Genomic DNA, 22,199 nt, shown 5'->3' on the forward strand with positions numbered 1-22,199 from the left:
TGGAGGCGAAGAAAAGGAGGGATCGAACACCAGCAAGATGGCGATCACAGGAGTTGGCGGCGCGCGCCGCGAGCATGCCCTTCGCGGCGATGGCGGATTGAGTGATTTGGGCGGCGTTTTGCAGAGCTGACCGGATGGTTTGCGGTCAAATGACACGGCATCACGCCGCAGCTGCCCCCTGCAAACGGCTGACGTCCAACAGGATGTTGCCCTGTTCAACCCGCACCGGATAGGTGTCAATCGCGCCCTCATCCGCGCCTTGGGCTTCGCCAGTTTCAAGGCTAAAGACCCAATTGTGCAACGGGCAGGTCACGGCGCGGCCATGGACGATGCCCTCAGACAGCGGACCACCTTTGTGCGGGCAGCGGTCAGAGGTTGCAAAGACCTCATCCTCGCCGGTGCGGAACAGGGCCACGCAGCCAAGGCGGGTTTTCACCACACGGGCGCCGCGCAGTGGGATTTGGTCGACAGGTCCGATATCAAGCCAGCTCATTCCGCAGCCTCCAGGGTCAGATCAGCGATTGGGGTGAATTGTTTGGCGGGTTCGGGTTGTGCCTGTTCGGCCCAAGGGTCAGTGCGATAGACCGATTGTGACACGTCAAACCGCTCGGCAAGGGCACGGCGATTGTCCAGATCGTCAACCACCTGTTCCTTGCACCATTCGAGCCCCACTTTGGCGACCCATTTATAGACCCGGTCCAGATACTTGCCGTTTTCGCGGTAAAGCTGGGTAAAGGCCGAGATGACCTCGATCGCTTCAGCTTCATCCGGGACTTTGCACAGCAACTCGGTCTCTTTAACCTCCATACCGGCAGCGCCTGCGACGGAGATTTCATAGCCTGAATCCACGCAGATCACGCCGATATCCTTGCAGGTTGCCTCGGCGCAGTTCCTCGGGCAGCCCGAGACCGCAAGTTTGAGTTTGTGTGGCGTCCAGGACCCCCAGAGGTGCTTTTCCAGTTTCACCCCAAGGCCGGTGGAATCCTGGGTGCCAAAGCGGCAATGGTCTGTGCCAACACAGGTTTTCACCGTGCGCAGCCCTTTGGAATAGGCGTGGCCCGAGACCAACCCGGCCTGGTTCAGATCAAACCACATGGCGGGCAGATCTTCGCGTTTGACGCCTAAGAGGTCGATCCGCTGGCCGCCGGTCACCTTGACCGTCGGCACGTTGTACTTATCTGCCGCATCGGCGATGGCGCGCAGCTCATCCGGGGTGGTCAACCCGCCCCACATCCGTGGCACCACCGAATATGTGCCATCTTTTTGAATGTTGGCGTGGCGGCGTTCATTGACGAAGCGCGACTGCGGGTCATCGGCATAGTCCAGCGGCCAATCCGCCAGCAGGTAATAGTTCACCGCCGGGCGGCAGGTGTGGCATCCGTTGCGCGTTTTCCAGCCCAATTCCTGCCAGACCGCCTCCTGGCTTTTCAGCCCTTGCGATTTGATCAGCCGGCGCAGCGCCTCATGGGTCAGATCGGTGCAGCCGCAGATGGCCTGATCGGTGGGAATGACAAAGTCATCCCCCAGAGTCGCGCCCATCAGCTGTTCCACCAACCCGGTGCAGGTCCCGCAGGAGGCCGAGGCTTTGGTGGTGGCGCGAATGTCGCCCAGGGTGGTGGCGCCGGCCTGAATGGCCGTCACGATGTCGAGTTTGGAAACGCCGTTGCAGCCGCAGATTTCTGCATCATCCGGCAAGGCTGCAACGGCCGCCATAGGGTCCAGCGCTGCCCCCCCTTGGTAGGCGGGCCCAAAGATCAGCGTGTCCCGCATGTCGGACACATCGGTGCCGTCCTTGATCATGCCGTAGAACCAGGCGCCATCCGCGGTGTCGCCGTACATCACCGCGCCGATGATCCGGTTTTCTTTCAGGATCAAGCGTTTGTAGACGCCGCGGGCTGGGTCGCGGAACACGATGTCTTCGCGGTCGTCGCCTTCTGCAAAATCGCCGGCGCTGAACAGATCGCAACCCGTGACCTTCAATTTGGTGGAGACCTCCTTGTTCACAAAGGTGTCTTTTTCCCCCAACAGGGTCTTCGCCAGAACCTTGGCCTGATCATAAAGCGGCGCCACCAGACCAAAGATTGCGCCGTTGTGTTCAACACATTCCCCGAGCGCCAGAATATCTGCATCAGAGGTGATCATCTGGTCATCCACATGGATGCCTTTGCCGACGGCCAGACCGGCCTCGGCCCCCAGTTGGGTGGCAGGGCGGATGCCAACGGCCATGCAGAGCAGATCACAGGGCAGTTCGGTGCCGTCATCCAGCAGCAGGGCCCGGACCTTGCCATCCGCCCCCAGGATTTCCTTGGAGTTGGCGTTGCACATCACGGTGATGCCTTTGTCGACCAGCGCCTTGCGCAAGAGGTAGCCCGCCGCCGGGTCCAGCTGGCGTTCCATCAGGTGGCCCATGATATGGACCACGGTCACATCAACACCCTGCGCGGCCATGCCTGCAGCGGCCTCAAGCCCCAAGAGGCCGCCACCGATCACCACCGCTTTGGCACCGGGTTTGGCGCCAAGCGCCATCATGCACTCGGTGTCTTCCAGATCGCGGTAGGGGATCACGCCCTCCAGATCATGGCCGGGCAGCGGGATCATGAAGGGGTTGGACCCCATCCCCAGCACCAGTTTGTCATAAGGCACTTCGCCATTTTCGCCGATAACCACCTTGCGGTCGCGGTCAATGCGCAGGACCTTTTCGCCAAAACGGCAGGTGATGTTGTTGTCAGCGTACCAATCCGCGTCATGGGTGACGATGTCCTGATAGGTTTTTTCACCCGACAGGACGGGGGACAGCATCAGGCGGTTATAGTTGCCGCGGGGTTCTGCGTTGAACAGCGTGATGTCATAGGCGTTCGGATCTGCCTCCAGCAGGTGTTCCAACGCCCGGCCCGAGGCCATGCCAGCCCCGATCACAACCAGTTTCTTAGACATGGGAGCCTCCTTGCCCGAAGTCATGGGCAGGGAGTGCTGCCCCTAGGACGCCTTGGAATAGGCGGCGTCGATCATTGTGGTTGAGACAAATCCATAGACCTGTCCCCAAAGCAGCTTGCGCTCGTCTGAGAGGCCCCCGGGGGTCAATTCGTCCAGCGCGTAAATCAGCGCTTCGCCGACCAGGTCGTAATGCGCAGGCTCCGCCCCGTAGGTGACGTGCCGCCGCGCCAGCCGCTTGATCTTGCCGGTCAGGAACATGGGCTGGTGCAGGTTGTTGACCAGAAAGTCGAGCATGCTTTCCAGCTTGCTCATCTGTTCGCTCATATCCTCGGGGAAGAGGGGCCGGGCCTGTGGCGCGATGGCGAACAGACGCCGATAAAACACATTTGTCAGATAGCCCTTGCTGGGGCCAAGGTCCTGATACGACGCCTGCACCTCTGCGATGTCGCTTTTGCTGAGGAAGTCCATCCGCATTCTCCATCTTTGGTGCAAAGACGGTAGGGTGGTTTGCTTGCAATTCTCTAAACGCTGGCATCATTTTCCCTCACGCCGCGATGGGGTTTTTGCCGTTTTTCGGCGTTTTTGGTTTGGCGCCGTGTTCGTATTCCTCAAGGAAATCAAGAACCTCTTGGCGGAACGTGTAGTAGTCCGGGTGATCCAGCAGCGCTTTGCGACTGCGCGGGCGGGGCAGATTAACGTCGACAATTTTACCAACCGTGGCCTGCGGTCCGTTGGTCATCATCACCACGCGGTCCGCCAGCAGGATCGCCTCATCCACATCATGGGTGACACAGATCGCGGTCACTTTGGTGCGGTCCCAGACCTCCATCAGCACCTCTTGCAGTTCCCAGCGGGTGAGGCTGTCGAGCATGCCGAAAGGTTCATCCAAGAGCAGCAGTTTCGGCGATAGGGCAAAGGCGCGGGCGATGCCGACGCGCTGTTGCATGCCGTTTGACATCGACTGCGCTGGGCGGTCCATCGCATCGGCCAGGCCCACCCGTTCCAGGTAGTATTCCACCACATCCTGCCGTTCGGCCTGCGACGCCTTGGGATAGACCTTGTCCACCCCGATGGCGCAGTTTTCGCGCGCCGTCAGCCAGGGGAAGAGGTTGGGCGATTGGAACACCACCGCGCGTTCGGGATCGGCGCCTTCGACGTGGCGACCATCCAGGCGAATACCGCCTTTGCTGATCTCATTCAGACCCGCCGCCATGGTCAGCACGGTGGATTTGCCACAGCCTGAATGCCCGATGAGTGAGATGAACTCGCCCCGGTTCAGTTTGAGGTTAAAATCCTCAACCACCGTCAGCGGACCTTTGGGCGTCGGGTAGATCTTATGCAGCTGCGAAAAATCGAGGAAGTTATTGTCGATCATACCTTTCTGAGCGTCGGCAACCGCCACAGGCACACCGTGAATTGGTTCGACCTTCGGCAGGGTGCGGGTGGCCTCGGCCTTGGCTTCGATCCCCACATCCATCAGGTATTTGGTGATGTCACCGCGCAGCTTCTTGAAGCCGTCATGGTGGTTCATCGCCATCCGATCCCGCGGACGTGGGATCGAGACTTTGAAAGGGGCTCCCAGGGTGCCGTCGGGATTGAGCGGTATGATGCGATCAGCCATGATGATGGCTTCATCCACGTCATTGGTGATCAGCACACAGGTCTTTTTGTCATCTTCCCAGATCTCAAGGATCTCATCGGCCAGATTGGCGCGGGTCAGCGCATCAAGGGCTGACAGCGGCTCATCCAGCAGCAGAACCTCAGGGTTCATCGCCAGCGCACGGGCCACATTCACCCGCTGCCGCATCCCCCCCGACAGTTCCGCCGGGCGCCGTGTCATGGCGTGGCTGAGGCCCACCATCTTGACGTAATGCGCGACCTTTGCGGCGCGGTCCTTTTTGCTAAGACCGGGGAAGATCGTGTCCACCGCCAGCCCCACATTGCCCGCGACCGTCAGCCAGGGCATCAGCGAATAGCTTTGGAAGATCACACCACGTTCGGGACCGGGGCCTTTGATCGGTTCACCTTTGAAGGTGATCTGACCGCTGGTGGGCTGATCCAGACCGGCCATCATGTTGATCAGCGTGGTCTTGCCCGAGCCGGAGAAGCCGAGGAGGACCAGAAATTCGCCTTCCTCCACCTCCAGGTTGATGTCTTTCAACACCTCCTGTCGATGCTGGCCTTCACCGTAGCTTTTGCAGAGGTTCTTAAAGGAAATCATAGACATATCGATCACCGGTTGTTCGTGAAGGTGAACAGGGACTGCAGCGCATACATCACACGATCCAGCAGGAAGCCGATGATGCCGATGGTAAAGACCGCAACCATGATCTTGGCGAGCGATTGGCTGGAGCCGTTCTGGAACTCATCCCAGACAAATTTGCCAAGGCCGGGGTTCTGCGCCAGCATTTCGGCGGCGATCAGCACCATCCAGCCAACCCCCAGGCTGAGGCGCAAACCGGTGAAGATCAGTGGCAGGGCCGAAGGCAGCACCAGCTTGGTGATCTTGGTATAGGTGTTCATTTTCAGCACTTTGGAGACCGAGACGAGGTCCTTGTCGATGCTGGACACCCCCAGCGCGGTGTTGATCAGCGTCGGCCACAGCGAACAGAGCGTCACTGTGATGGCCGAAATCAGGAAGGACTTGGAAAACATGCCGTCATTGGAGGTGTAGACGGCGGACACCACCATGGTCACGATCGGCAACCAGGCGAGGGGCGAGACCGGCTTGAAGATCTGCACCAGCGGGTTCACGGCGGCGTTAGCGGTTTTTGACAGACCCGCCGCGATACCCACGGGCACCGCCACAACAGTGGCGATCAGGAAGCCGAAGAAGACGGTTTTGATCGAGGTCCAGATTTGCTGGTAATAGGTTGGTTTGCCGGTGTAGCTGCGGTTTTTCACCTTGTCGGCTTTGCCCGCCGCAATCAGCTTGGCATTGCGTTCATCCTGACGCTGGTAGAAGGCCGCGGCCTTGTCCTGTTCGCGCAGATGATCGTCATGCAGATTGCCGACCTGTTCCCAGACCTGCACCGGACCGGGAATGGCGCCAAGTGAGGTCTGCACCTTCGGCGCCAATGTGCCCCAGGCGATCAGGAAGGCAAAAATCGCGATCAGCGGCACCCCAAGCAGCTGCCATACCTCTTTCATCTGGGCGCGTGGGTTGTCACCAGCAGCAGCTTTCAGGATCGGGGTCAGCCAAGCGAGCCCCAGCACCTGAAACCAGCCGTCCAAACGGTTGATGCGGGTGAAGATACGGGCCTGTCGGGCGTCTTTCCGGGCGGTTTTCTCCGCGTCAGAGAGAGATTGCGGGTCGATGGCAGTCATGGCGAGAGATCCTGGCTGGAACGGTCAAGTCGAATGATTTGGAAAAGCGGGCGCGGGATCGAACCCCGCGCCCGAAGTGGCGGGGTGGTTAACCCTGGACGTCGCTGCCCACGACCTTCTGCGCGCCTTTCAGGCCGATCGGCAGGCTGTCGATATAGGCGTTGGGCGTGCGGCCGTCGTAGGCGATGCCGTCAATGATGTCGCCCGCTGGTGTGGGGGCTTTGTAACCGTCGCTGTCAAACGGGAAGTCAGCGGCATCGGCTAGACCTTCGTCGACCAGCATTTTGGCTGCTTCCAAATAGATCTCGGGCTTGTAGACCGATTTGGCGACCTCATCATACCAGCTGTCCGGTTTCTGTTCGGCGATCTGGCCCCAGCGGCGCATCTGGGTCAGGTACCAGACAGCGTCCGAATAATAGGGGTAGGTGGCGTTGTAGCGGAAGAAGACGTTGAAATCGGGCACCTCACGTTTGTCACCCTTTTCATATTCAAAGGTGCCGGTCATTGAGTTGGCGATCACGTCATAATCCGCCCCCACGTATTCCGAACGGCTGAGGATTTCGACCGCTTCGGGGCGGTTGGCGTTGTCATTTTCATCCAGCCACATGGCGGCGCGGATCAGGGCCTTGGTGATGGCCAGCGTGGTCTGCGGGTTTTCCTGCTGGAACTCCGCGCTGAGGCCAAAGACCTTTTCAGGGTTGTTCTTCCACAGCTCATAATCGGTGATGACCGGCACGCCGATGCCTTTGAACACTGCCTGCTGGTTCCACGGTTCCCCCACGCAGTAGCCATAAATCGTGCCAGCCTCCATCGTCGCAGGCATCTGCGGCGGTGGGGTCACGGACAGAAGAACATCTGCGCCGATCTGGCCGCTTACGTCCTCCGGAGAATAGAAACCCGGCTCCAGCCCGCCAGCAGCCAACCAGTAGCGCAGTTCGTAGTTGTGGGTCGACACAGGGAAGACCATGCCCATGTTGAACGGCTTGCCTTCATCGGCATAGGCCTCGACCACCGGTTTCAGCGCGGAGGCAGAAATCGGGTGGATCGGTTTGCCCGCATCATCATGGGGGATGTGCTGTTTCATCTCGGCCCAGATCTCATTCGAGACGGTGATGCCGTTGCCGTTCAGATCCATCGAGAAGGGGGTGATGATATGTGCTTCGGTGCCGTAGCCAATGGTGGCGGCCAGCGGTTGACCCGCCAGCATATGTGCGCCGTCCAAAGTGCCCGAGATCACACCGTCCAGCAGCACCTTCCAGTTGGCCTGAGCTTCCAGCGTGACAAACAGGCCTTCGTCTTCGAAGTAACCCTTTTCATAGGCCACCGCCAAAGGCGCCATGTCGGTCAGTTTGATGAAACCGAACTTCAGCTCATCCTTTTCAACATCCAGCAATTCAGCCAGCGCCGGGGTGGTCAGCAGGGTACTTGCAGCCAACAGGCTAGCGATCTTCAAATGCGTGCGTTTCATATCAAGTCCTCTGTTGGTGCCCGCCCAGAAAGGGCTGAGGCAAAACGAAAAAAGCCGCTCGTCTGCTCTGTCCTTGGGAGGTTGGACAGAGAGAACGAGCGGCTTTGCTCCTGGCAGTCGCCACCCCCATCGGGAGGAGGAAGGGTAGCGCCATCTAGCGGAACGCCATTGTTCCGGTTGCCTGCCATCCTGTGGCTTTCGCGGCACTGCGGCAATCGATTTGAGTGATTTTTTCTGCGTTGCCGCAAGGAAGGCGACGGGTTGCCTGATTTTTCATCACGTAACCCGCTCAGGATCAAAAATGCGGCCATCGAAGAAGGAATCAGGGGGCAGAATCAGCCGCCCGTTTTCCGATCCCAATGCGCTGGCGTGGCTCAGCGCACCCTCAACCTTGGCCGAGGCACCGGGCAGGCTGCGGGTCACCTGGGACAAATGATGGCGATGCAGATCGGCCCGGAACACTGCCTGTGCAGCTTGCGCGGATTTCACCGGATCGCGGCCATGCCGGCGCGCCAGTTGCACCCCGATCCAGGCCGCCTGAGATTGCCAGGGGAAGGTGGCCGCGCCATCGAAGAAGGCTACAAACCGGTCCGCCTGCCGGATCTCACCGCGGGGTGAAACGACCAGACGCCCCGACAGCGCCCGGTCAATCAGATCGGGCGACACCCCAAGGTGTTCCGGCCGTGACAGGATTTCTGCGCAGGTCGTCATGTTCTGGGCATCCCCCAACCAGCGACCCGCGCGCCATAGGCAGCGGATCAGGCGCCCGGCCAGATCAGGATGTCGGTCGGCCCAGCCGTGGCGGGTGGCCAGCACCTTCTCGGGTGCGCTCTGCCAGATGGCCTGACCGGGCAGCAGCAGTTCACCCACACCGTTTTCAACCGAAATTGTTCCCCAGGGTTCGCCAACGCAGAAGGCATCAATCTCACCCTTTGCCATGGCCTCCGCCATCAGGGGGGGCGGCACTGTGTGAATGGTGGGGCGTCGGTCAGCGGGCAGGCCAAGCGCGTCCAGCCAGTAAAACAGCAGTTCGGCATGCATTGAGAAGGGGAAAGGCACCCCGACCCGCAGCGGCTGATCCAGTGCAAACAGCGCCTCGCCAGCGGCACGCGCGTCAGCAAAATCAAAGCGGTAGCCGTTGCCCCGCATCAAATGCGCCAGTCCGGGGCTGACCCCAATGACGGTGCCATTCAGCGACAGGACTGAAAGCACCTCAAGCGGTTGCGCCGCCCCGCCAAGCCCCAGCGCCGCAGCAATGGGCAGGGGCGCCAGCAGATGCGCGGCCTCCACCCGGCCCATGGCCAGATAGTCACGCAGGGTTGCCCAGCTGGGCGCGCGGTGCAGCTCCAGATGCAGGCCTTCCTCCTCATCAAACCCAAGGGAACGGGCAATGATCAGCGGCGCGGCATCGGTCAGTGGGATGTATCCAGTGGGCAGGGTATAGGTCATGACAAGAGCCCCGCGGTGCTGACCAACGCTTCGGCCACCTCGGCCAGTTTGCGGCCCTGATCCATCGCGGCCTTGCGCAACAGCGCATAGGCCTCATCTTCACTGACGCCACGCGCTTTCATCAAAATGCCCTTGGCGCGGTCGATGGTTTTGCGTTCCTCCAAGGCACGGCGGGTGGCGGCCAGTTCACTGCGCATGCGGCTGACCATGTGAAACCGGGTGATTGCCGCATCTAGGATTGGGGTCAGCCGTTCCTGCTGCAACCCGTTCACCACATAGGCGGACACGCCCGCCTCAATCGCGGCTTTGGTCAACGCCCCGTCTGAGTGGTCAACAAACATCGCCACGGGGCGATCCATCGGACCGGAGGCCAGCGCCAGTTCTTCCAACGCGTCGCGCGACGGGCTGGCCATATCGATCAGCACCACATCCGGGTCCAGCGCCGCAATCCGGCGGGCCAGCCCGCTTTCTTCGGACAGGACGGTGATGGCATGATCGCCAGAGGCGTTCAGCCCATCGACGATCTGGAGCGCGCGGTCGCGGTCCTTTTCGACGATGATGATGGTGAGGTTCTTGGGCATGGCAGGGAAAATCCGTGGCTGGTCCCTCGGATTTTCTGCGTTGCAGCGATGAAGGGCAATGACGCGCGCGGGGCGTCATTGCGGAAACTACTGGGCTAACGAGAGTCTGCCCGAATTTTGGGCGACTGCCCGTAAATCAGACAAATTCAGGTGCGCTCAGAAATCCAGCCCCAGATCCAAAGTCTGCGCCGAATGGGTCAGCGCCCCGGAGGAGATGTAATCAACACCGGTCGCGGCAACCTCGGCAATCCGCTCCAGCTTCATGTTGCCGGAGGCCTCCAGCACCATCCGGCCTGCTGTCAGCTTCACCGCCTCTTGCAGGGTGGGGGTGTCCATATTGTCCAAGAGCACCACATCGGCGCCACCGGTGCGCAGTACTTCATCAAGCTGGGTCAGCGTGTCGACCTCAATCTCCACCCGCATCATATGGCTGGCGTGGGCTTTGGTGGCCTCCAACACGGCGCGCACGCCGCCGGCTGCGGCGATATGGTTGTCCTTGATCAGGATGGCATCGGACAGGCTGAAACGGTGGTTGAACCCACCGCCATGCAGCACCGCCTGTTTTTCGACGATGCGCAAACCGGGGGTGGTTTTGCGGGTGCAGGTGACGCGGGTCTGGGTGCCAGCGGTTTCCGCCACAAAGGCGGCGGTCAGGGTCGCAATACCGGTCAGACGCCCGGCAAAGTTCAGCGCTACCCGTTCACCGGATAGGATTGAGGCGGCTGCGCCGTCAATCTCCATCAGCGTGTCACCTTTACTGATCCGCTCACCATCCCGTTTCAACATGCGGATCTGCAACGTGGGATCCACCAGACGGAAGGCAATTGCCGCCACCTGCAGGCCTGAGGCCACGCCATCGGCGCGGGCGTTCAGCCGCGCGGTATAGGTGACATCGGCGGGGATCACTGCGCGGGTGGTGATGTCACCATAGGTGCCCAGATCCTCCATCAGCGCGGATTTCACTAGCGGTTCCAAAATCAGGTCGGGCAGGGTGGCGTAGCTTTGGCTCATGTCGGTTCACTCACGATTTCGGCGCGCAGGCGCAGGGCGGCGTCCAGGGTCATCAGGCTGCGTGTGCCGACCTTGCCGTTGGTTTCGGGAAAATCAAGGCGGCAATGGGCGCCGCGGCTTTCTTCACGCAAGAGCGCCGCAGCGGTGATCAGCGTGGCGGTGGCGGTCATGTTGCGGAAGGCGGGGCAGTCTGGCTGCGCTCCCTCCAACAGGTTGATCTGGCGCAGGGCGGTCTGCAAACCGGTTGCGTCGCGCAACACGCCAACGTGATCGGTCATGATCTGGCGCAGCTGCTCAACCGCTTGGGGATCTGGGGCCTGACCACCGGGGCGGAAGGTGAGGGTGACCTCCTCAGCGGGATCGGGTGCAGTGGTCGCCGCTATATCGCGGGCGCAGATGCGGGCGAAAACCAGTGCTTCCAGCAAACCGTTGGAGGCCAGGCGGTTCGCGCCATGCAACCCGGTTGAGGAAGCTTCCCCACAGACCCAAAGCTGGCCAAGCGTGGCGCGGCCCTGCAGATCGGTGGCGATGCCGCCCATGTGGTAATGCGCTGCGGCGGCCACGGGGATGGTGCCCTTGACCGGATCAATGCCGCCCCGCGCACAGGCCGCGGCCACGGCAGGGAACTGGCGGGTGACCGCATCCCCCAGCGCGGCGCGGGTGTCGAGCGCCGGGCGCTTGCCGGCCTGCGTTTGGGCATAGATGGCGCGGGCGACCACGTCACGCGGGGCCAGTTCGCCATCAGGATGGACCGCCTGCATGAAGCGTTCGCCGTCCTTGTTCACAAGGATCGCGCCTTCGCCGCGCAGGGCCTCGGTGGCCAAGGGTGCGGGATCTTCGCCCATATCGATGGCAGTGGGGTGAAATTGCACAAATTCGGCGTCGGCGATTTGCGCCCCGGCCCGCGCCGCCATGCCAATCACCTGGCCCCGGATCCGGGGCGGATTGGTTGTCAGCTTATAGAGACCGCCTGAGCCACCACCGGCCAGCAGCACCGCAGGTGCCTTAATCAGCAGCGGCGCGGCGCGGTGGTCCATGTCTGAGGGTTCGACCCAAACGCCCTGAACGGTGCCATCTTCGGTCTCCAGCCCTGCGGCCATCACACCTTCCAGCACCTGGATTGACGGGGTCGCCATCACTTCCGCGATCAGCGCGCGCATGATTTCGGCGCCAGCCTGGTCGCCTTTGACCCGCACCACACGGGCGTAGCTGTGGGCCGCTTCGCGTGACAGCACATAGCCGCCCTCACTGTCGCGATCAAAAGGCGCGCCACGCCGGGTGAGATCCAGAATGTGATCGCGCGCCTCCTGCGTCACCCGCTGGGCGACGGCGGGATCAACGGTGCCGGCCCCTGCGGCCAGCGTGTCTTTGGAGTGGCTGTCGGGGCTGTCGGGATCCCCCATCGCCGCCGCCACACCGCCCTGTGCCCATGCGGAAGAAGCCCCTTCGCCCAAAGGGTCGGGCGAGATCATCAAAACCGGATGGGGCGCAAGGTTCAGCGCCGCATAAAGCGCGGCCAGCCCCGCACCGACAATCACGATGCGATTGGTCTCAACCTCTTGCACATCTTCTGTCATGACGCCCCTCCCACAGGTGATGCCCAGACGGTTCAGCTCAGATCAGAGACCCAATTTCCGGCTGACATCGATCATGCGCTCAACCGCCAGCCGGGCGCCTTCGGCCACGGTGGGGTCAACCTCTACCGGGGTCGACATTGTGTGCAGGGAATAAAGGATCTTCTCGAGCGAGATCTTCTTCATGAAGGGGCACATGTTGCAGGGGCCGACAAAATCCACATCCGGCAAGGCGTCCGAGATGTTGGAGGCCATGGAGCATTCGGTGACCAGCATTGCTTTTTCGGGGCGTTCATTTTCCACATAGGCAATGATGCCAGCGGTGGAGCCGGAGAAATCAGCCTCATTCACCACATCAGGCGGGCATTCCGGGTGCGCAATGATGCGGGTGCCGGGGTTCCATTCGCGGAAATCTTTCAGATCCTGCGCGGTGTAGCGTTCGTGCACAATGCAGGAGCCTTCCCACCAGACGATGCGTTTGCCGGGCACCTGTTTGGCAACGTTCTGCGCCAGATACTGATCCGGCGTCATGATGACAGTGTCGCTTTCCTGCGCGGCGACGATCTGCGCCGCGTTGGAGGAGGTGCAACAAATGTCAGAGGCGGCTTTGACCTCAGCAGTGGTGTTCACATAAGTGACCACCGGCGCGCCGGGGTATTTCGCCCGCATCTCTGCGATACCCGCCGGGGTGATCGAGGAGGCCAGCGAGCAGCCCGCCTCCATATCCGGCATCAGAACGGTTTTGGCGGGGTTCAGGATCTTGGAGGTCTCGGCCATGAAGTGCACGCCGGCCTGAACGATCACGTCTGCCTCAACCCGCGTGGCCTCAATCGCCAGCTGCAGACTGTCACCGACAACGTCAGAAACCCCGTGGTAGATATCCGGCGTCATGTAGTTGTGGGCCAGAATGGCGGCGTTGCGCTGGGCCTTCAGGTCATTGATGGCTTTGACATAGGGCGCATAGGTGACCCATTCGGGCGGTGATACCACCCGGTCCATACGGGCGTAGATGTCCGACATGCTGTCGGCCAGCCGCGGGTTGGGCGCCAGATCGTAATGGTCGGCAAGGTCGCTGCGCAGCGTACTAAGGTCGAGCAAGCAAGGATCCTCCGGTCAGTTGCTTGGGGCGCTGCTATACGGGGAAACTACGGTGTTGGCCAGTCGCGAAACGCGGCTTTCCGTCGCGAAAGTGTATCAATTCCCGGCACGAGATTTCCGAAACGGCACAGGGCGACGCCATAGGAACCGCGGGGTTCTGCGCCCTGGGTTTTTTCAGGGGTGGAAATTACGATTTTTGCGTGTGTCGTTTCGGGCCCACGCAAAGCGGTGAGCCGGTGATTTCTGGGCCAAAAGCTCAGGCGAATCTCCTAAAACGGCGGATCGCAAAAAATGTGAGGAATTGGCGAGAAAACTGCGAAATTCCTGTTTTCACGCGGCAGATTGGCCCGGAATTTGCATCAATTTGGCTGAGAACGACCGGATTTTACCGACATTAAACTACGCGCCTACATACTTTTGTAGGCGTACCCCAAACCTATTCTTCAGGGGCCTCTTCCTATGCGACGTAGCAATCCCAACGGACCTTGGGCAATCATGAGGTCAGACGCCAAGACAGCGTCAGATCGCAACCGCAAACGAGATACCGAAAGGAAGGTCCCCATGTCGTTCCAGTTTCAGCCCGCCGCCCTGGTAGATGCAACACCGGTATCTTTCCCTGCACCTGCTGCGATGAACAAAGAAAAGTCGGACAAGCCTATGATGGGTGGTTGGTGGCTGGTGCCCTATATCGCCAGCGGCACGATGTTCTGGCTCTGGTTCATCCCGACCGTGACCAAGACGATTATCTAAGGTCACATCCCCAGTTTCACCAAGTCTGCGGGGATGGATCCCCGTCCCCAAACACCCCATCTCCGCAGCGCAATCTCTCTCTCCAAGAGAAACGGGTGGTCCCTCGGGACCGCCCGGTTTTGCTTTTGGCGGGTGGCTTTGGGGGATGACCTGGGCTGAAGGTTAGTCAGAGCGGCCCAGCCAGCGGGGCAGGGCGTCAGCCAGTTTGGCGATCTGAAACCGCAAGGCGCCCGCCAGCGACAGCAGCGCACAGAACGACATCACCAGCGAACGCAGCGGATCACCCTCTGTCACCATGACCTCCCCCAGCAGGAACAGGCCAACCCCGGCAAAACACAGGGTTGAGATCATCTGGCCATAGGCGCCTTTTTCGCGTCGTTGCATCATCATCTGTGTCTCCATTCCTTGGCGGGGGCGGGCCGATGGGGCCCGCAGGTGTCATTCGTTATGCAGCATTCTTGCCATGTTCGTTGAACTGGAACTCTTTGGTCAGCTCGACCTCAGGCAGTTCTGCATCGGGTTCCTGATCCAGGTGGTAAACATGGGCCAGAATGGTCGCCACCGCTGCATAAAGGCCCGGGTGGATCTCACCGCCGATTTTCGAGGTGAAGTAGAGCGCACGGGCCAACGGCGGCACCGGCAGGATGGTGACGTCATGTTCTTTGGCCAGCTCACGGATCTGGAAGGCCATCGCCCCTTCACCCAGCGCCAGCACGGTGGGCGCATCATCTTCACCCGGCACATAGCGCAGCGCGACCGAGAAGTGTTTCGGGTTGGTGATGATCGCGGTGGCATCTTTCACGTCATCCAGTGCCGCACGGCGAGCGGCGCCGTTCTGGGCGGCCTCCATCTGTTTGCGGCGGATTGCACCTTTGACCTCAGGCGAACCCTGGGTCTGTTTGCTTTCCTCTTTGATTTCCTGCTTGGACATCTTCAGCTGCTTGTTCATCGAATAGATCTGCCAGATCAGATCCACCGCACCGATGATGGCCAGTGCCAGAACCAGCGCCATCAGCACCTGATAGGAGACCGAGGACAGCATGGAGAACTGTTCGCCCACCCCCATAAAGGCGGTGGAGGACAGGGTTGGCAGCCACTGCCACAGCACCACACCAGCGGCAACGCTGAGCATGGTGACCTTCATCACAGCCTTCAGCAGCTCAATCGCTGCCTTGGCCGAAACCATGCGTTTGATGCCGGACAGGATGTTCAGCTTGGAAAACTTGGGCTTCATATTGGTGGTGGCAAACAGGATGCCGCCGCCCATCGCGGCCTGCATGGCCACGGTTGCGATCAGCATCGGCACACCCAGCACCATGCCGATCACCAGAACATGATAGAGCGAGTCTTCGAGGCGGGTCAGGATCAGGCTGTCGAAGTTTTCAGCGCCACCAAAGCGGAAAAAGCTGGCGAAATCCCGCGCCAGCGCCTTGCCGGCAAAACTGCCGGCCATCAGGATCACCATCGCACTCAGCATCGAGGCGAAAACGAACATCTCCTTGGAGGTGACAACTTTGCCTTCCTGTCGCGCGTCCTGTTTCTTCTTCGGAGTTGGCTCCTCTGTTTTTTCCTGACTGTCGCCAGCGCCGCCTTCAGCCATTTGCCGCTCCTGTCATCATCAGCGTCAACGCTTGGATTGCAGCGTCGATCAGCTTGTCCATCGCCAGACCCAGCACCGGTGCCCCCAGGTAGAGCAGCACCATGGTGACCGAGAGGGTCAGCGGGAAACCAAAAGAGAAAATATTCAATTGCGGGGCCGAACGGGTCATCACACCGATGCCCATGTTGACCAGCAACAGAACCGAAACCACCGGCATCATCAGACGCGCCGCATGGGCAAACATCTCACCGCCCGCAGCGATGCCCGCCTGGGCAATGCCGGAGAAGTCAAAAACAGTGCCGGGGGGGATGTGGATATAGCTGTCAAAGATCAGCCGCAGCACCGTGAGATGCCCGTCAACTGACAGAAACAGCACCAGAAGCCCAAGCGAGAACAGCTGTGAGATAACCGGCGCCGTCGCGCCCGAGGTGGGATCAACCTGCGCGGCAAAGCCCAGACCGGCCGTGGTGGCGATCCGGTCACCGGCGACAACCGCGGCGGCGAAAAAGATCATCAGGATCAGCCCGGCTGAGGCCCCCAGCGCCAATTCACCGATTACCATGCCGACACCTGCCGGGCTGGTCAGCGCCTCAATCGTGGGCATTTCTGCATAGGCGATCACCGGGATAGTGAGGATCACGGAGGCCACAATACGCACCTGCAGGGGAATGAACCGCGCACCAAAGATGGGCGCTGCCATCAAGAAGGCCCCAACGCGCAGCATTCCAAACAGGAACAGGACGGACAGGTCGATGAGCTTGGCCAGCTCCAGACCCGGCACCCCGGAATCGTATGTGATCAGATCCTCAAGCATCTAGCGCATGCTCGCGACCAGTTCGAAGATGTGGACGAAGTAGTCCGACATCGTGGTCAGCATGAAGCCCGAGGCCAGACCCATCGTCAGCAAAACGATGGCCAGCTTCGGCACGAAGGACAGCGTTGCTTCGTTGATCGATGTGGCGGCCTGAATGATGCCGACGGTCAGACCCACAGCAAGGGCCACGCCCAGTACCGGGCCTGCGGTCATCAGGATCTTCCAATAGGCGATCTGCAACTGTTCGATATTGGCGTCAAAATCCATCTTGTCAGGCTCCTACACCGCTGGAGAAAGAGTTCACGAGAGAGCCCATGGTCAGCGCCCAGCCATCCACCAGCACAAACAGCAACAGTTTGAACGGCAGCGACACCAGCATCGGCGACAGCATCATCATACCCAGCGCCATCAGGATCGAGGCGATCACCATGTCGATTACCAGGAAAGGCAGGAACAGCAGGAAACCGATCTGGAAGGCGGTCTTTAGTTCCGAGGTGATGAAGGCGGGCAGCATAACGGCCAAGGGCACGTCTTCGTTGCTCTCATAAGGGCCGCTGCCGGACAGATCCATGAACATCATCAGATCGTTCTGGCGGGTGTTTTCAATCAAGAAGCCCGAGATCAGAACCCGCGCTTTCTGCATTGCCTCGGGCGCGGCCATATTGCCATCCAGATAGGGGCCGACGGCGGTTTCATAGACCAGCGACAGCATCGGCTGCATGACAAAGAAGCCAAGGAACAGCGCAATCGCGACCAGCACCTGGTTCGGCGGGGTCTGCTGGGTGCCAAGGGCCTGACGCAGGATCGACAGAACAATGATGATCCGGGTGAAGGCGCTCATCCCCAAAACGATGGAGGGCAGCACCGTCAGCGCGGTCATCAGCGCCAGAATTTGCAGCGACAGGGAATACTGCGTCTCATCCCCTCCGGCGGGGCTGGTGATCTGCAGCGCAGGCAGTCCCTGCGCCAAAGCGGGCGAGGCCGCCAAAACCGTGAGACCAATTACGACGGGGAACAGGTGTTTCATGCGGCGATCCGGGCAAGTGTGTTGGCATCAAGGGCTGGGGTGTCTGTGGCGCGTCCGGTTTCTTGACCGGTTTTTGTGCCTGATTTTTGGCTGGCCAGCGGGGTGATCACCGGGGCCTGCCGTTTGGCAGTGACCACCAGGAACTCTTGCTCATCAATGCGCAGAAGCATCGCACGGGCGTCTGGACCCAATGCGGTGACCTCACCGATCGCCATGCGGCGGTCTTGGGTCAGTTTGGTTTTCAGTTTCCCTTTGTTGGTTTTAATAACAAAGAGCGCCACGAACAGGACGGCCAGAAAGCCCCCAACGGTCAGCAGCTGGTCTAGTGCAACAATATCCATAACACGCCTCTCCTAAACGGTTACCTTGACCGTTTAGGGGCATGTTTCGTGCCAAGTCTGGCGCAGATTTTTATGAAATAGCACAAGGCGCGGGGCAGGGCCCCGTTCCTTGGTTTTTCAATGTCTTAGGGCGCAAGCACCCCGGGGTGATCGCGTTAGGTCAGATGTTTACGCGATCTTTGGGATCGACAATATCGCCAAAGCGGATGCCAAACCGTTCACCGACCACCACAACTTCGCCTTTGGCGATGGTTGTGCCGTTGATCTGAATGTCCAGCGGGTCACCGGCCAGACGGTCCAGTTCCACAACCGAACCCTCGTTCAGTTTCAACAGGTTCTGAATGGTGATCTGGGTCCGGCCCACCTCAACGGTCAGGCGGACCTTGACCGTATCCAGCACACCCAAACCGCCCAGCAGCCCCGCATCCGTGGTGTCGGGAACACCAGCGCCCGAAGTGGCAGGCAGACCAGCGGTTTCTTCCATCAGGGTTTCGTCACTCATCATACAGGTTCTTCTTCGCGAGCAGTCTTAAGAGCTGGTTTCCGCCAGACGGCGGGTCAGGTTCAGGGCGGATTTGCCGGAGGCCTCACCGAGGTCGGCATCAAACAGCGGTCGGCCTTCGACCAGGAGTTTCGGGGCAGGGGTCATCGCCACCGGCACCACATCACCGGCCGCCACCTGGCTGACACGGCCCAGGGGCATTTGCGGCTCCGCCAAGACGGCGGTGATGTCCAGCGGCACCTGCAGAACAGCCTGTTCCAGCTTTTCGCGCCAGGTCAGGTCCTCTTCCATCAGGTCAGAATGCATCCGCGAACGCAGCTGCATGGCAATCGGCTTCAATGTCTGAAGCGGGTAAATCACATCAAAGTTCGCCGGATCGGTATCGGGCAGCTGCACCATGAAGGAGCAGTTGATCACCATGTCCTCGGCATCGGCGAATGAGGCAAAGCTCAGGTTTTCTTCGCGGTTCTGTAGTTCGAAATTGATCGGCATCAGATCGCGCCAGGAATGCGCCAGGGCGGTGTTCAACCCGTCTGAGACCAGTTCGATCACGCGCTGTTCGGTGCCGGTGAATTCCGTCCGGGTGATCGGCTGCACCGCGATTTCACCACCGTAGTAGCTGTTGGTCAGCATTGAGATGAAATCGGGCGGGATCACCAGCATCTGGCTACCGCGCAGCGCTTCAATGCGGCTGGTGGTCAATGAGACGAAGTTTTCCACCTCATCGGTGTAATCGGCAAAGGTTTTGATTTCCGGCGGGAAAGAGGAGATCCGCGGCTGCAGACGCAACATCGGCAGAAACACCGAACGTGCCAGACGGCAGAACCGTTCGTTGATCATCCGCAGACCGTAGTAGTCGCCCATAAGCGACAGGTTATTTTCACCAAACTTATACGGTTTGTAACTTATCTCACCGTCTTTCAGCTCGTCGCCATCCCCGGCGTCGAGATCCATCAGGCCGCCGACAAGCTCGGCAAGTTCGTTACTGGATAGTTTGTGTGTACCGGCCATTCGCCTGCCTCACTGCATTACGAAGGTGGGGAAGAAAACGCTCTCGATGCCGCCGAAGCCTTCCAGCTTCTCCAGCCGGCGGTTCACCACTTTCAGCAGTTCATCCGCCAGACGATCGCGCCCCTCGGTGCCCTCAACATCGGTCTCGGTATAGGTGGACAGCACCGCCAGAATGTCCGAGCGTAGCGCCATCTCATGGTTCTGCACGTTGTTCAGCACCGCCTCATCATATTGCGTGGACAGACCAATCCCCAACTGCAGGAACCGGCTGGATCCTTTCAGGTTGGTGGTCAGCGGTTCAGGGAACTCAAAATACTGGGTCACAAAGACCGGCTCATCCGGCATCTCTTTGGACACTTTCATTGGTCCATCTTCGCCCATATCGGCGGTTTGCATGTTAGTTTCTTCAATGAGGCGCAGCACCTCATCGGCGGGGCTCATGCTGGATTCAGCGAAGTACTTGCCGCCAAAGAAACCACCAGCCGCCAGACCAGCGCCTGTGACCAAAAGCAGGACCATTTTAACTGCGCCGCCTTTCTTCTTGGCGGGGGCGTTTGCTGTTGCGTCTGCCATTACCTTTTACCTCAGGCCAAAATATCAATGCCGTCGTCTTCGGCGGCGGGGTTCATTGTGCCAGCATCGCCACCCAGGATCTGGGCGGTGGCCGGTTGGTTCGTGTCAGAGGACTGTCCGTGACCACCGGGATTGCCCCCGGCCTGACCACCCAAGCCCGCCTGTTCGCGGCCCTGCTGTCCGGATGATGCATTGTGCTGGGTCAGATCCAACCCGGCCTGTTTCATCAGATCAGCAAGTCTTGCTTGGTTGTCATTCAACAATCGTGCCGAAGAGTCATTGTCGGTCACAATTGTTACGGCAACGGCGTTATCGCGCATCTCCATCCGGATGGTCATCTTGCCAAGCCGTTCAGGTTGCAGGGCAATTTCGATGTCTCCCTGTGTCAGATCGCGTGCTTCCTTGACCATGGCGGTCAGTTGGGTCGGCCATTCGCGATCCGTCATCATCAGGCTGCGGGTCATCGGTGCGCCTTGGCTGGTGGCGGTCTGCGGCTGCGCGGCCTCAGCCTGTGCGGTGACGTTTGACTGCGCCAGGGCCTGTGTGGCCTGTGTCTGAGCTGAGGCTTCGGCCCCTGCCATCATCGCCTGTTGCGGGGCAACAGCGGCGGATTGCGCGGCGGTCTGTGCCGGGCTCATCTGAGCCACACCCGGTTTCATCTCTGCGGTCAGTTCTGCCTTCAGATCAGGCTGCACCTTGGTGGTGTCATAAGCCATTTTGCTGCCTGCATCAGGCGCGGTGCCTTGCGCTTGAGCGGCGTCATTTGCTGACGCCGTTTGGGGCGTTGCGCCTGGCAACGGGGCAGCCTGCTGTTGGGCCTGTCCCTGTCCCTGACCTTGGGTCTGCCCCTGACCCTGGGCCAGGGTTTGCGGCGCGGGTTGCGTGGAGGCGTCAGCCTGTGCTGGTGCCTGGGCTTGTGCCAGACGTCCACGCAGGCCAAAGGCGTTGGCCTGGGTTGGCAGCTCCGCGACCTTCGTTGTCAATGTGTCCTCTGCCGTGCCCGTCTCCTGAGGTGTCGCGTCGGCTGCTGCGGCTGCACGTGCAATCACCGGCGCGGCCTTTTCAGAAGTCGTCTTGGCATTTTCAAGTGCAGGTGCAGCTACAGATTTGATCGCAGCAGCAGTTGAAGGGTCAATTTGCTTTGCCGCGCCCTTGCCCTGTTCTTGGCTCGTCGACAGGATCTCTGCCTTCAGCTTCGCCTCCATCTCAGCGACGGTGGGGGCTGCCTCGGGCCCATCCTGCGCCTGCGTCTTTGGCGCGTTGATCTGCGTCATCGAGTAGGGGGCCATCTGGGCCAATGTTGGTTTGCTCTCACCCGTTGGTGTGGCCTCTGGAGCTGTGGGCTGCTGCGTCTGAGGCAGCGGGGCAGTGGAGTTCAGCAGCTGCGCTTTCTGTGCCGTCCCGGCGGGGGTAGCGTCACCTGCGGTGTGTTGCTGGACACCCGGGGCGGTTGCCTGTTGTGCAGTCTCCGTTGCCTTGGTGACCTTGTCCGTCGTGGCGGTCACAACCTGCGTTGCATCGGCGTCAGCGGTGGCCTGTTGACCGTCCCCTGTCGTCAGCATCTCAGCATTGCGCATCAGCGTTGCTGCGGCGCCTTCGGTGGAGGTGCCTGCCTCAGCCGGTTTCACAGTGGGCGCGCGCAGCGACTGGCGTTCCTTCATCTGCTGAGCGGTGGCAAGGCTGGCGGCCGGGGTGGTGACCTCCTCGGCCTGAAGCGCTGCCAGCAGATCAGGATCTTCATCCCCTTCGGCAAAGTCAGACAGGGCCACGGGACCAGATTTCGTGGCAATCACGCTTGAGATATTGCCCGCCGCCGCGCCGGTGGTTGCGGCAAGGGCGGCCAGGGCTTCGGGGCTCAGCTCAGCCGCTTCGCCACCTTCGCCGACCAGAGTGTCCGGCGACACAGGCGGCAGGCCCACCGGGGTGGGGCCAGACGCAGCACCGGCTGCGGTGCCTGTTGCAGGCTGGGTTTGCATCAAGGCAGCGAAATCCATGGGCGCCGCAGCGCCAGGCAGGACGGGTTGCGCGATTTGCTGGCCATTCATGGTGCCCGAACCGCTGCCGGGTGCGAGGGTCAAGATGGCAGGCACAACGTTGTTTTGCATGTTTTTTTCCGGTCCTTGGAACTGGTTTTGCCAC

General features: G+C 60.4%; 22 protein-coding genes. 1 reads left to right on the plus strand and 21 read right to left on the minus strand.

All coding sequences use genetic code 11. The annotated features are described in order from the left end of the window. Positions 1-160 precede the first annotated feature (160 nt). From nirD to nadA, 11 genes are all read right to left on the minus strand, one after another. Entirely contained in the window at positions 161-493 is a 333-nt protein-coding gene (gene nirD, locus TL5118_RS04510) for a nitrite reductase small subunit NirD (RefSeq protein WP_058242930.1), read from the minus strand. Further along, the gene (nirB, locus tag TL5118_RS04515; RefSeq protein ID WP_058242929.1) at positions 490-2,934 is read right to left on the minus strand and encodes a nitrite reductase large subunit NirB; all 2,445 of its coding nucleotides are present in this window, start codon (positions 2,932-2,934) and stop codon (positions 490-492) included. The genes nirD and nirB overlap by 4 nt, the downstream gene beginning before the upstream one ends. Before the next feature lie 42 nt (positions 2,935-2,976). Further along, complete coding sequence (locus TL5118_RS04520) at positions 2,977-3,402, minus strand: globin domain-containing protein (RefSeq protein ID WP_165590016.1); 426 nt, start codon at positions 3,400-3,402, stop codon at positions 2,977-2,979. A gap of 76 nt (positions 3,403-3,478) precedes the next feature. After that, positions 3,479-5,161, minus strand: coding sequence for an ABC transporter ATP-binding protein (locus TL5118_RS04525; RefSeq protein ID WP_058242942.1), 1,683 nt, complete (start codon positions 5,159-5,161; stop codon positions 3,479-3,481). Between the two features lie 5 nt (positions 5,162-5,166). After that, positions 5,167-6,261 carry an ABC transporter permease gene (locus tag TL5118_RS04530; protein WP_058242927.1) on the minus strand — a complete coding sequence of 365 codons (1,095 nt, stop codon included), beginning with the start codon at positions 6,259-6,261 and terminating at the stop codon, positions 5,167-5,169. An 88-nt stretch (positions 6,262-6,349) separates the two neighbouring features. Then, positions 6,350-7,729: a CmpA/NrtA family ABC transporter substrate-binding protein gene (locus TL5118_RS04535; protein WP_058242926.1), complete on the minus strand. Its 1,380-nt coding sequence runs from the start codon at positions 7,727-7,729 to the stop codon at positions 6,350-6,352. Between the two features lie 276 nt (positions 7,730-8,005). Continuing rightward, positions 8,006-9,178 (minus strand): CmpA/NrtA family ABC transporter substrate-binding protein, encoded by a 1,173-nt coding sequence (locus TL5118_RS04540; RefSeq protein WP_058242925.1) that lies wholly within the window; start codon positions 9,176-9,178, stop codon positions 8,006-8,008. Further along, the gene (locus TL5118_RS04545) at positions 9,175-9,759 is read right to left on the minus strand and encodes an ANTAR domain-containing response regulator (protein ID WP_058242924.1); all 585 of its coding nucleotides are present in this window, start codon (positions 9,757-9,759) and stop codon (positions 9,175-9,177) included. The genes TL5118_RS04540 and TL5118_RS04545 overlap by 4 nt, the downstream gene beginning before the upstream one ends. Before the next feature lie 156 nt (positions 9,760-9,915). Further along, positions 9,916-10,770, minus strand: a complete 855-nt coding sequence (gene nadC / locus TL5118_RS04550; RefSeq protein WP_058242923.1) for a carboxylating nicotinate-nucleotide diphosphorylase — start codon at positions 10,768-10,770, stop codon at positions 9,916-9,918. After that, entirely contained in the window at positions 10,767-12,347 is a 1,581-nt protein-coding gene (locus TL5118_RS04555) for an L-aspartate oxidase (protein WP_242601723.1), read from the minus strand. The genes nadC and TL5118_RS04555 overlap by 4 nt, the downstream gene beginning before the upstream one ends. 42 nt (positions 12,348-12,389) lie before the next feature. Continuing rightward, positions 12,390-13,442, minus strand: coding sequence for a quinolinate synthase NadA (gene nadA / locus TL5118_RS04560; RefSeq protein ID WP_058242922.1), 1,053 nt, complete (start codon positions 13,440-13,442; stop codon positions 12,390-12,392). 561 nt (positions 13,443-14,003) lie between these two features. On the opposite strand from nadA, the gene TL5118_RS04565 reads away from it, so the two are divergent. Beyond that, entirely contained in the window at positions 14,004-14,192 is a 189-nt protein-coding gene (locus TL5118_RS04565) for a hypothetical protein (RefSeq protein WP_058242921.1), read from the plus strand. 162 nt (positions 14,193-14,354) lie between these two features. On the opposite strand, the gene TL5118_RS04570 is transcribed toward TL5118_RS04565, so the two are convergent. The 10 genes from TL5118_RS04570 to TL5118_RS04615 all read right to left on the minus strand — a co-directional run bounded on the left by TL5118_RS04570 (position 14,355) and on the right by TL5118_RS04615 (position 22,165). Further along, entirely contained in the window at positions 14,355-14,582 is a 228-nt protein-coding gene (locus tag TL5118_RS04570) for a hypothetical protein (RefSeq protein WP_131727403.1), read from the minus strand. 55 nt (positions 14,583-14,637) lie between these two features. Further along, entirely contained in the window at positions 14,638-15,792 is a 1,155-nt protein-coding gene (gene flhB, locus TL5118_RS04575) for a flagellar biosynthesis protein FlhB (protein WP_058242919.1), read from the minus strand. Beyond that, the gene (fliR, locus tag TL5118_RS04580) at positions 15,785-16,606 is read right to left on the minus strand and encodes a flagellar biosynthetic protein FliR (protein ID WP_058242918.1); all 822 of its coding nucleotides are present in this window, start codon (positions 16,604-16,606) and stop codon (positions 15,785-15,787) included. The genes flhB and fliR overlap by 8 nt, the downstream gene beginning before the upstream one ends. Beyond that, on the minus strand, positions 16,607-16,873 hold the full coding sequence (fliQ, locus tag TL5118_RS04585; protein ID WP_058242917.1) for a flagellar biosynthesis protein FliQ: 267 nt from the start codon (positions 16,871-16,873) through the stop codon (positions 16,607-16,609). A 4-nt stretch (positions 16,874-16,877) separates the two neighbouring features. After that, complete coding sequence (gene fliP, locus TL5118_RS04590) at positions 16,878-17,633, minus strand: flagellar type III secretion system pore protein FliP (protein ID WP_058242916.1); 756 nt, start codon at positions 17,631-17,633, stop codon at positions 16,878-16,880. Further along, positions 17,630-17,974 carry a hypothetical protein gene (locus tag TL5118_RS04595; protein WP_058242915.1) on the minus strand — a complete coding sequence of 115 codons (345 nt, stop codon included), beginning with the start codon at positions 17,972-17,974 and terminating at the stop codon, positions 17,630-17,632. The genes fliP and TL5118_RS04595 overlap by 4 nt, the downstream gene beginning before the upstream one ends. Before the next feature lie 160 nt (positions 17,975-18,134). Further along, a complete protein-coding gene (fliN, locus tag TL5118_RS04600) occupies positions 18,135-18,476 on the minus strand; it encodes a flagellar motor switch protein FliN (RefSeq protein WP_082626218.1) in 342 nt (113 codons plus the stop codon). A gap of 27 nt (positions 18,477-18,503) precedes the next feature. After that, positions 18,504-19,487, minus strand: coding sequence for a flagellar motor switch protein FliM (gene fliM, locus TL5118_RS04605; protein ID WP_058242914.1), 984 nt, complete (start codon positions 19,485-19,487; stop codon positions 18,504-18,506). Between the two features lie 9 nt (positions 19,488-19,496). Then, entirely contained in the window at positions 19,497-20,060 is a 564-nt protein-coding gene (locus TL5118_RS04610) for a flagellar basal body-associated FliL family protein (RefSeq protein ID WP_058242913.1), read from the minus strand. 11 nt (positions 20,061-20,071) lie between these two features. Further along, positions 20,072-22,165, minus strand: coding sequence for a flagellar hook-length control protein FliK (locus tag TL5118_RS04615; protein ID WP_058242912.1), 2,094 nt, complete (start codon positions 22,163-22,165; stop codon positions 20,072-20,074). Between the last annotated feature and the right edge of the window lie 34 nt (positions 22,166-22,199).

Origin of the sequence: Thalassovita autumnalis, assembly GCF_001458255.1 — a bacterium.
GTDB lineage: Bacteria > Pseudomonadota > Alphaproteobacteria > Rhodobacterales > Rhodobacteraceae > Thalassobius > Thalassobius autumnalis.

Bases quoted from the DNA above. Each gene is read 5' to 3' on its own strand.
- nadC (WP_058242923.1), bottom strand. From the start codon at position 10,770: ATGAGCCAAAGCTACGCCACCCTGCCCGACCTGATTTTGGAACCGCTA.
- TL5118_RS04570 (WP_131727403.1), bottom strand. From the start codon at position 14,582: ATGATGATGCAACGACGCGAAAAAGGCGCCTATGGCCAGATGATCTCA.
- TL5118_RS04555 (WP_242601723.1), bottom strand. From the start codon at position 12,347: ATGACAGAAGATGTGCAAGAGGTTGAGACCAATCGCATCGTGATTGTC.
- fliM (WP_058242914.1), bottom strand. From the start codon at position 19,487: ATGGCCGGTACACACAAACTATCCAGTAACGAACTTGCCGAGCTTGTC.
- fliN (WP_082626218.1), bottom strand. From the start codon at position 18,476: ATGAGTGACGAAACCCTGATGGAAGAAACCGCTGGTCTGCCTGCCACT.
- flhB (WP_058242919.1), bottom strand. From the start codon at position 15,792: ATGGCTGAAGGCGGCGCTGGCGACAGTCAGGAAAAAACAGAGGAGCCA.
- TL5118_RS04540 (WP_058242925.1), bottom strand. From the start codon at position 9,178: ATGACCTATACCCTGCCCACTGGATACATCCCACTGACCGATGCCGCG.
- fliR (WP_058242918.1), bottom strand. From the start codon at position 16,606: ATGCTTGAGGATCTGATCACATACGATTCCGGGGTGCCGGGTCTGGAG.
- TL5118_RS04530 (WP_058242927.1), bottom strand. From the start codon at position 6,261: ATGACTGCCATCGACCCGCAATCTCTCTCTGACGCGGAGAAAACCGCC.
- fliQ (WP_058242917.1), bottom strand. From the start codon at position 16,873: ATGGATTTTGACGCCAATATCGAACAGTTGCAGATCGCCTATTGGAAG.
- fliP (WP_058242916.1), bottom strand. From the start codon at position 17,633: ATGAAACACCTGTTCCCCGTCGTAATTGGTCTCACGGTTTTGGCGGCC.
- TL5118_RS04565 (WP_058242921.1), top strand. From the start codon at position 14,004: ATGTCGTTCCAGTTTCAGCCCGCCGCCCTGGTAGATGCAACACCGGTA.
- TL5118_RS04615 (WP_058242912.1), bottom strand. From the start codon at position 22,165: ATGCAAAACAACGTTGTGCCTGCCATCTTGACCCTCGCACCCGGCAGC.
- TL5118_RS04525 (WP_058242942.1), bottom strand. From the start codon at position 5,161: ATGTCTATGATTTCCTTTAAGAACCTCTGCAAAAGCTACGGTGAAGGC.
- nirB (WP_058242929.1), bottom strand. From the start codon at position 2,934: ATGTCTAAGAAACTGGTTGTGATCGGGGCTGGCATGGCCTCGGGCCGG.
- nirD (WP_058242930.1), bottom strand. From the start codon at position 493: ATGAGCTGGCTTGATATCGGACCTGTCGACCAAATCCCACTGCGCGGC.
- TL5118_RS04535 (WP_058242926.1), bottom strand. From the start codon at position 7,729: ATGAAACGCACGCATTTGAAGATCGCTAGCCTGTTGGCTGCAAGTACC.
- TL5118_RS04610 (WP_058242913.1), bottom strand. From the start codon at position 20,060: ATGGCAGACGCAACAGCAAACGCCCCCGCCAAGAAGAAAGGCGGCGCA.
- TL5118_RS04545 (WP_058242924.1), bottom strand. From the start codon at position 9,759: ATGCCCAAGAACCTCACCATCATCATCGTCGAAAAGGACCGCGACCGC.
- TL5118_RS04520 (WP_165590016.1), bottom strand. From the start codon at position 3,402: ATGGACTTCCTCAGCAAAAGCGACATCGCAGAGGTGCAGGCGTCGTAT.
- TL5118_RS04595 (WP_058242915.1), bottom strand. From the start codon at position 17,974: ATGGATATTGTTGCACTAGACCAGCTGCTGACCGTTGGGGGCTTTCTG.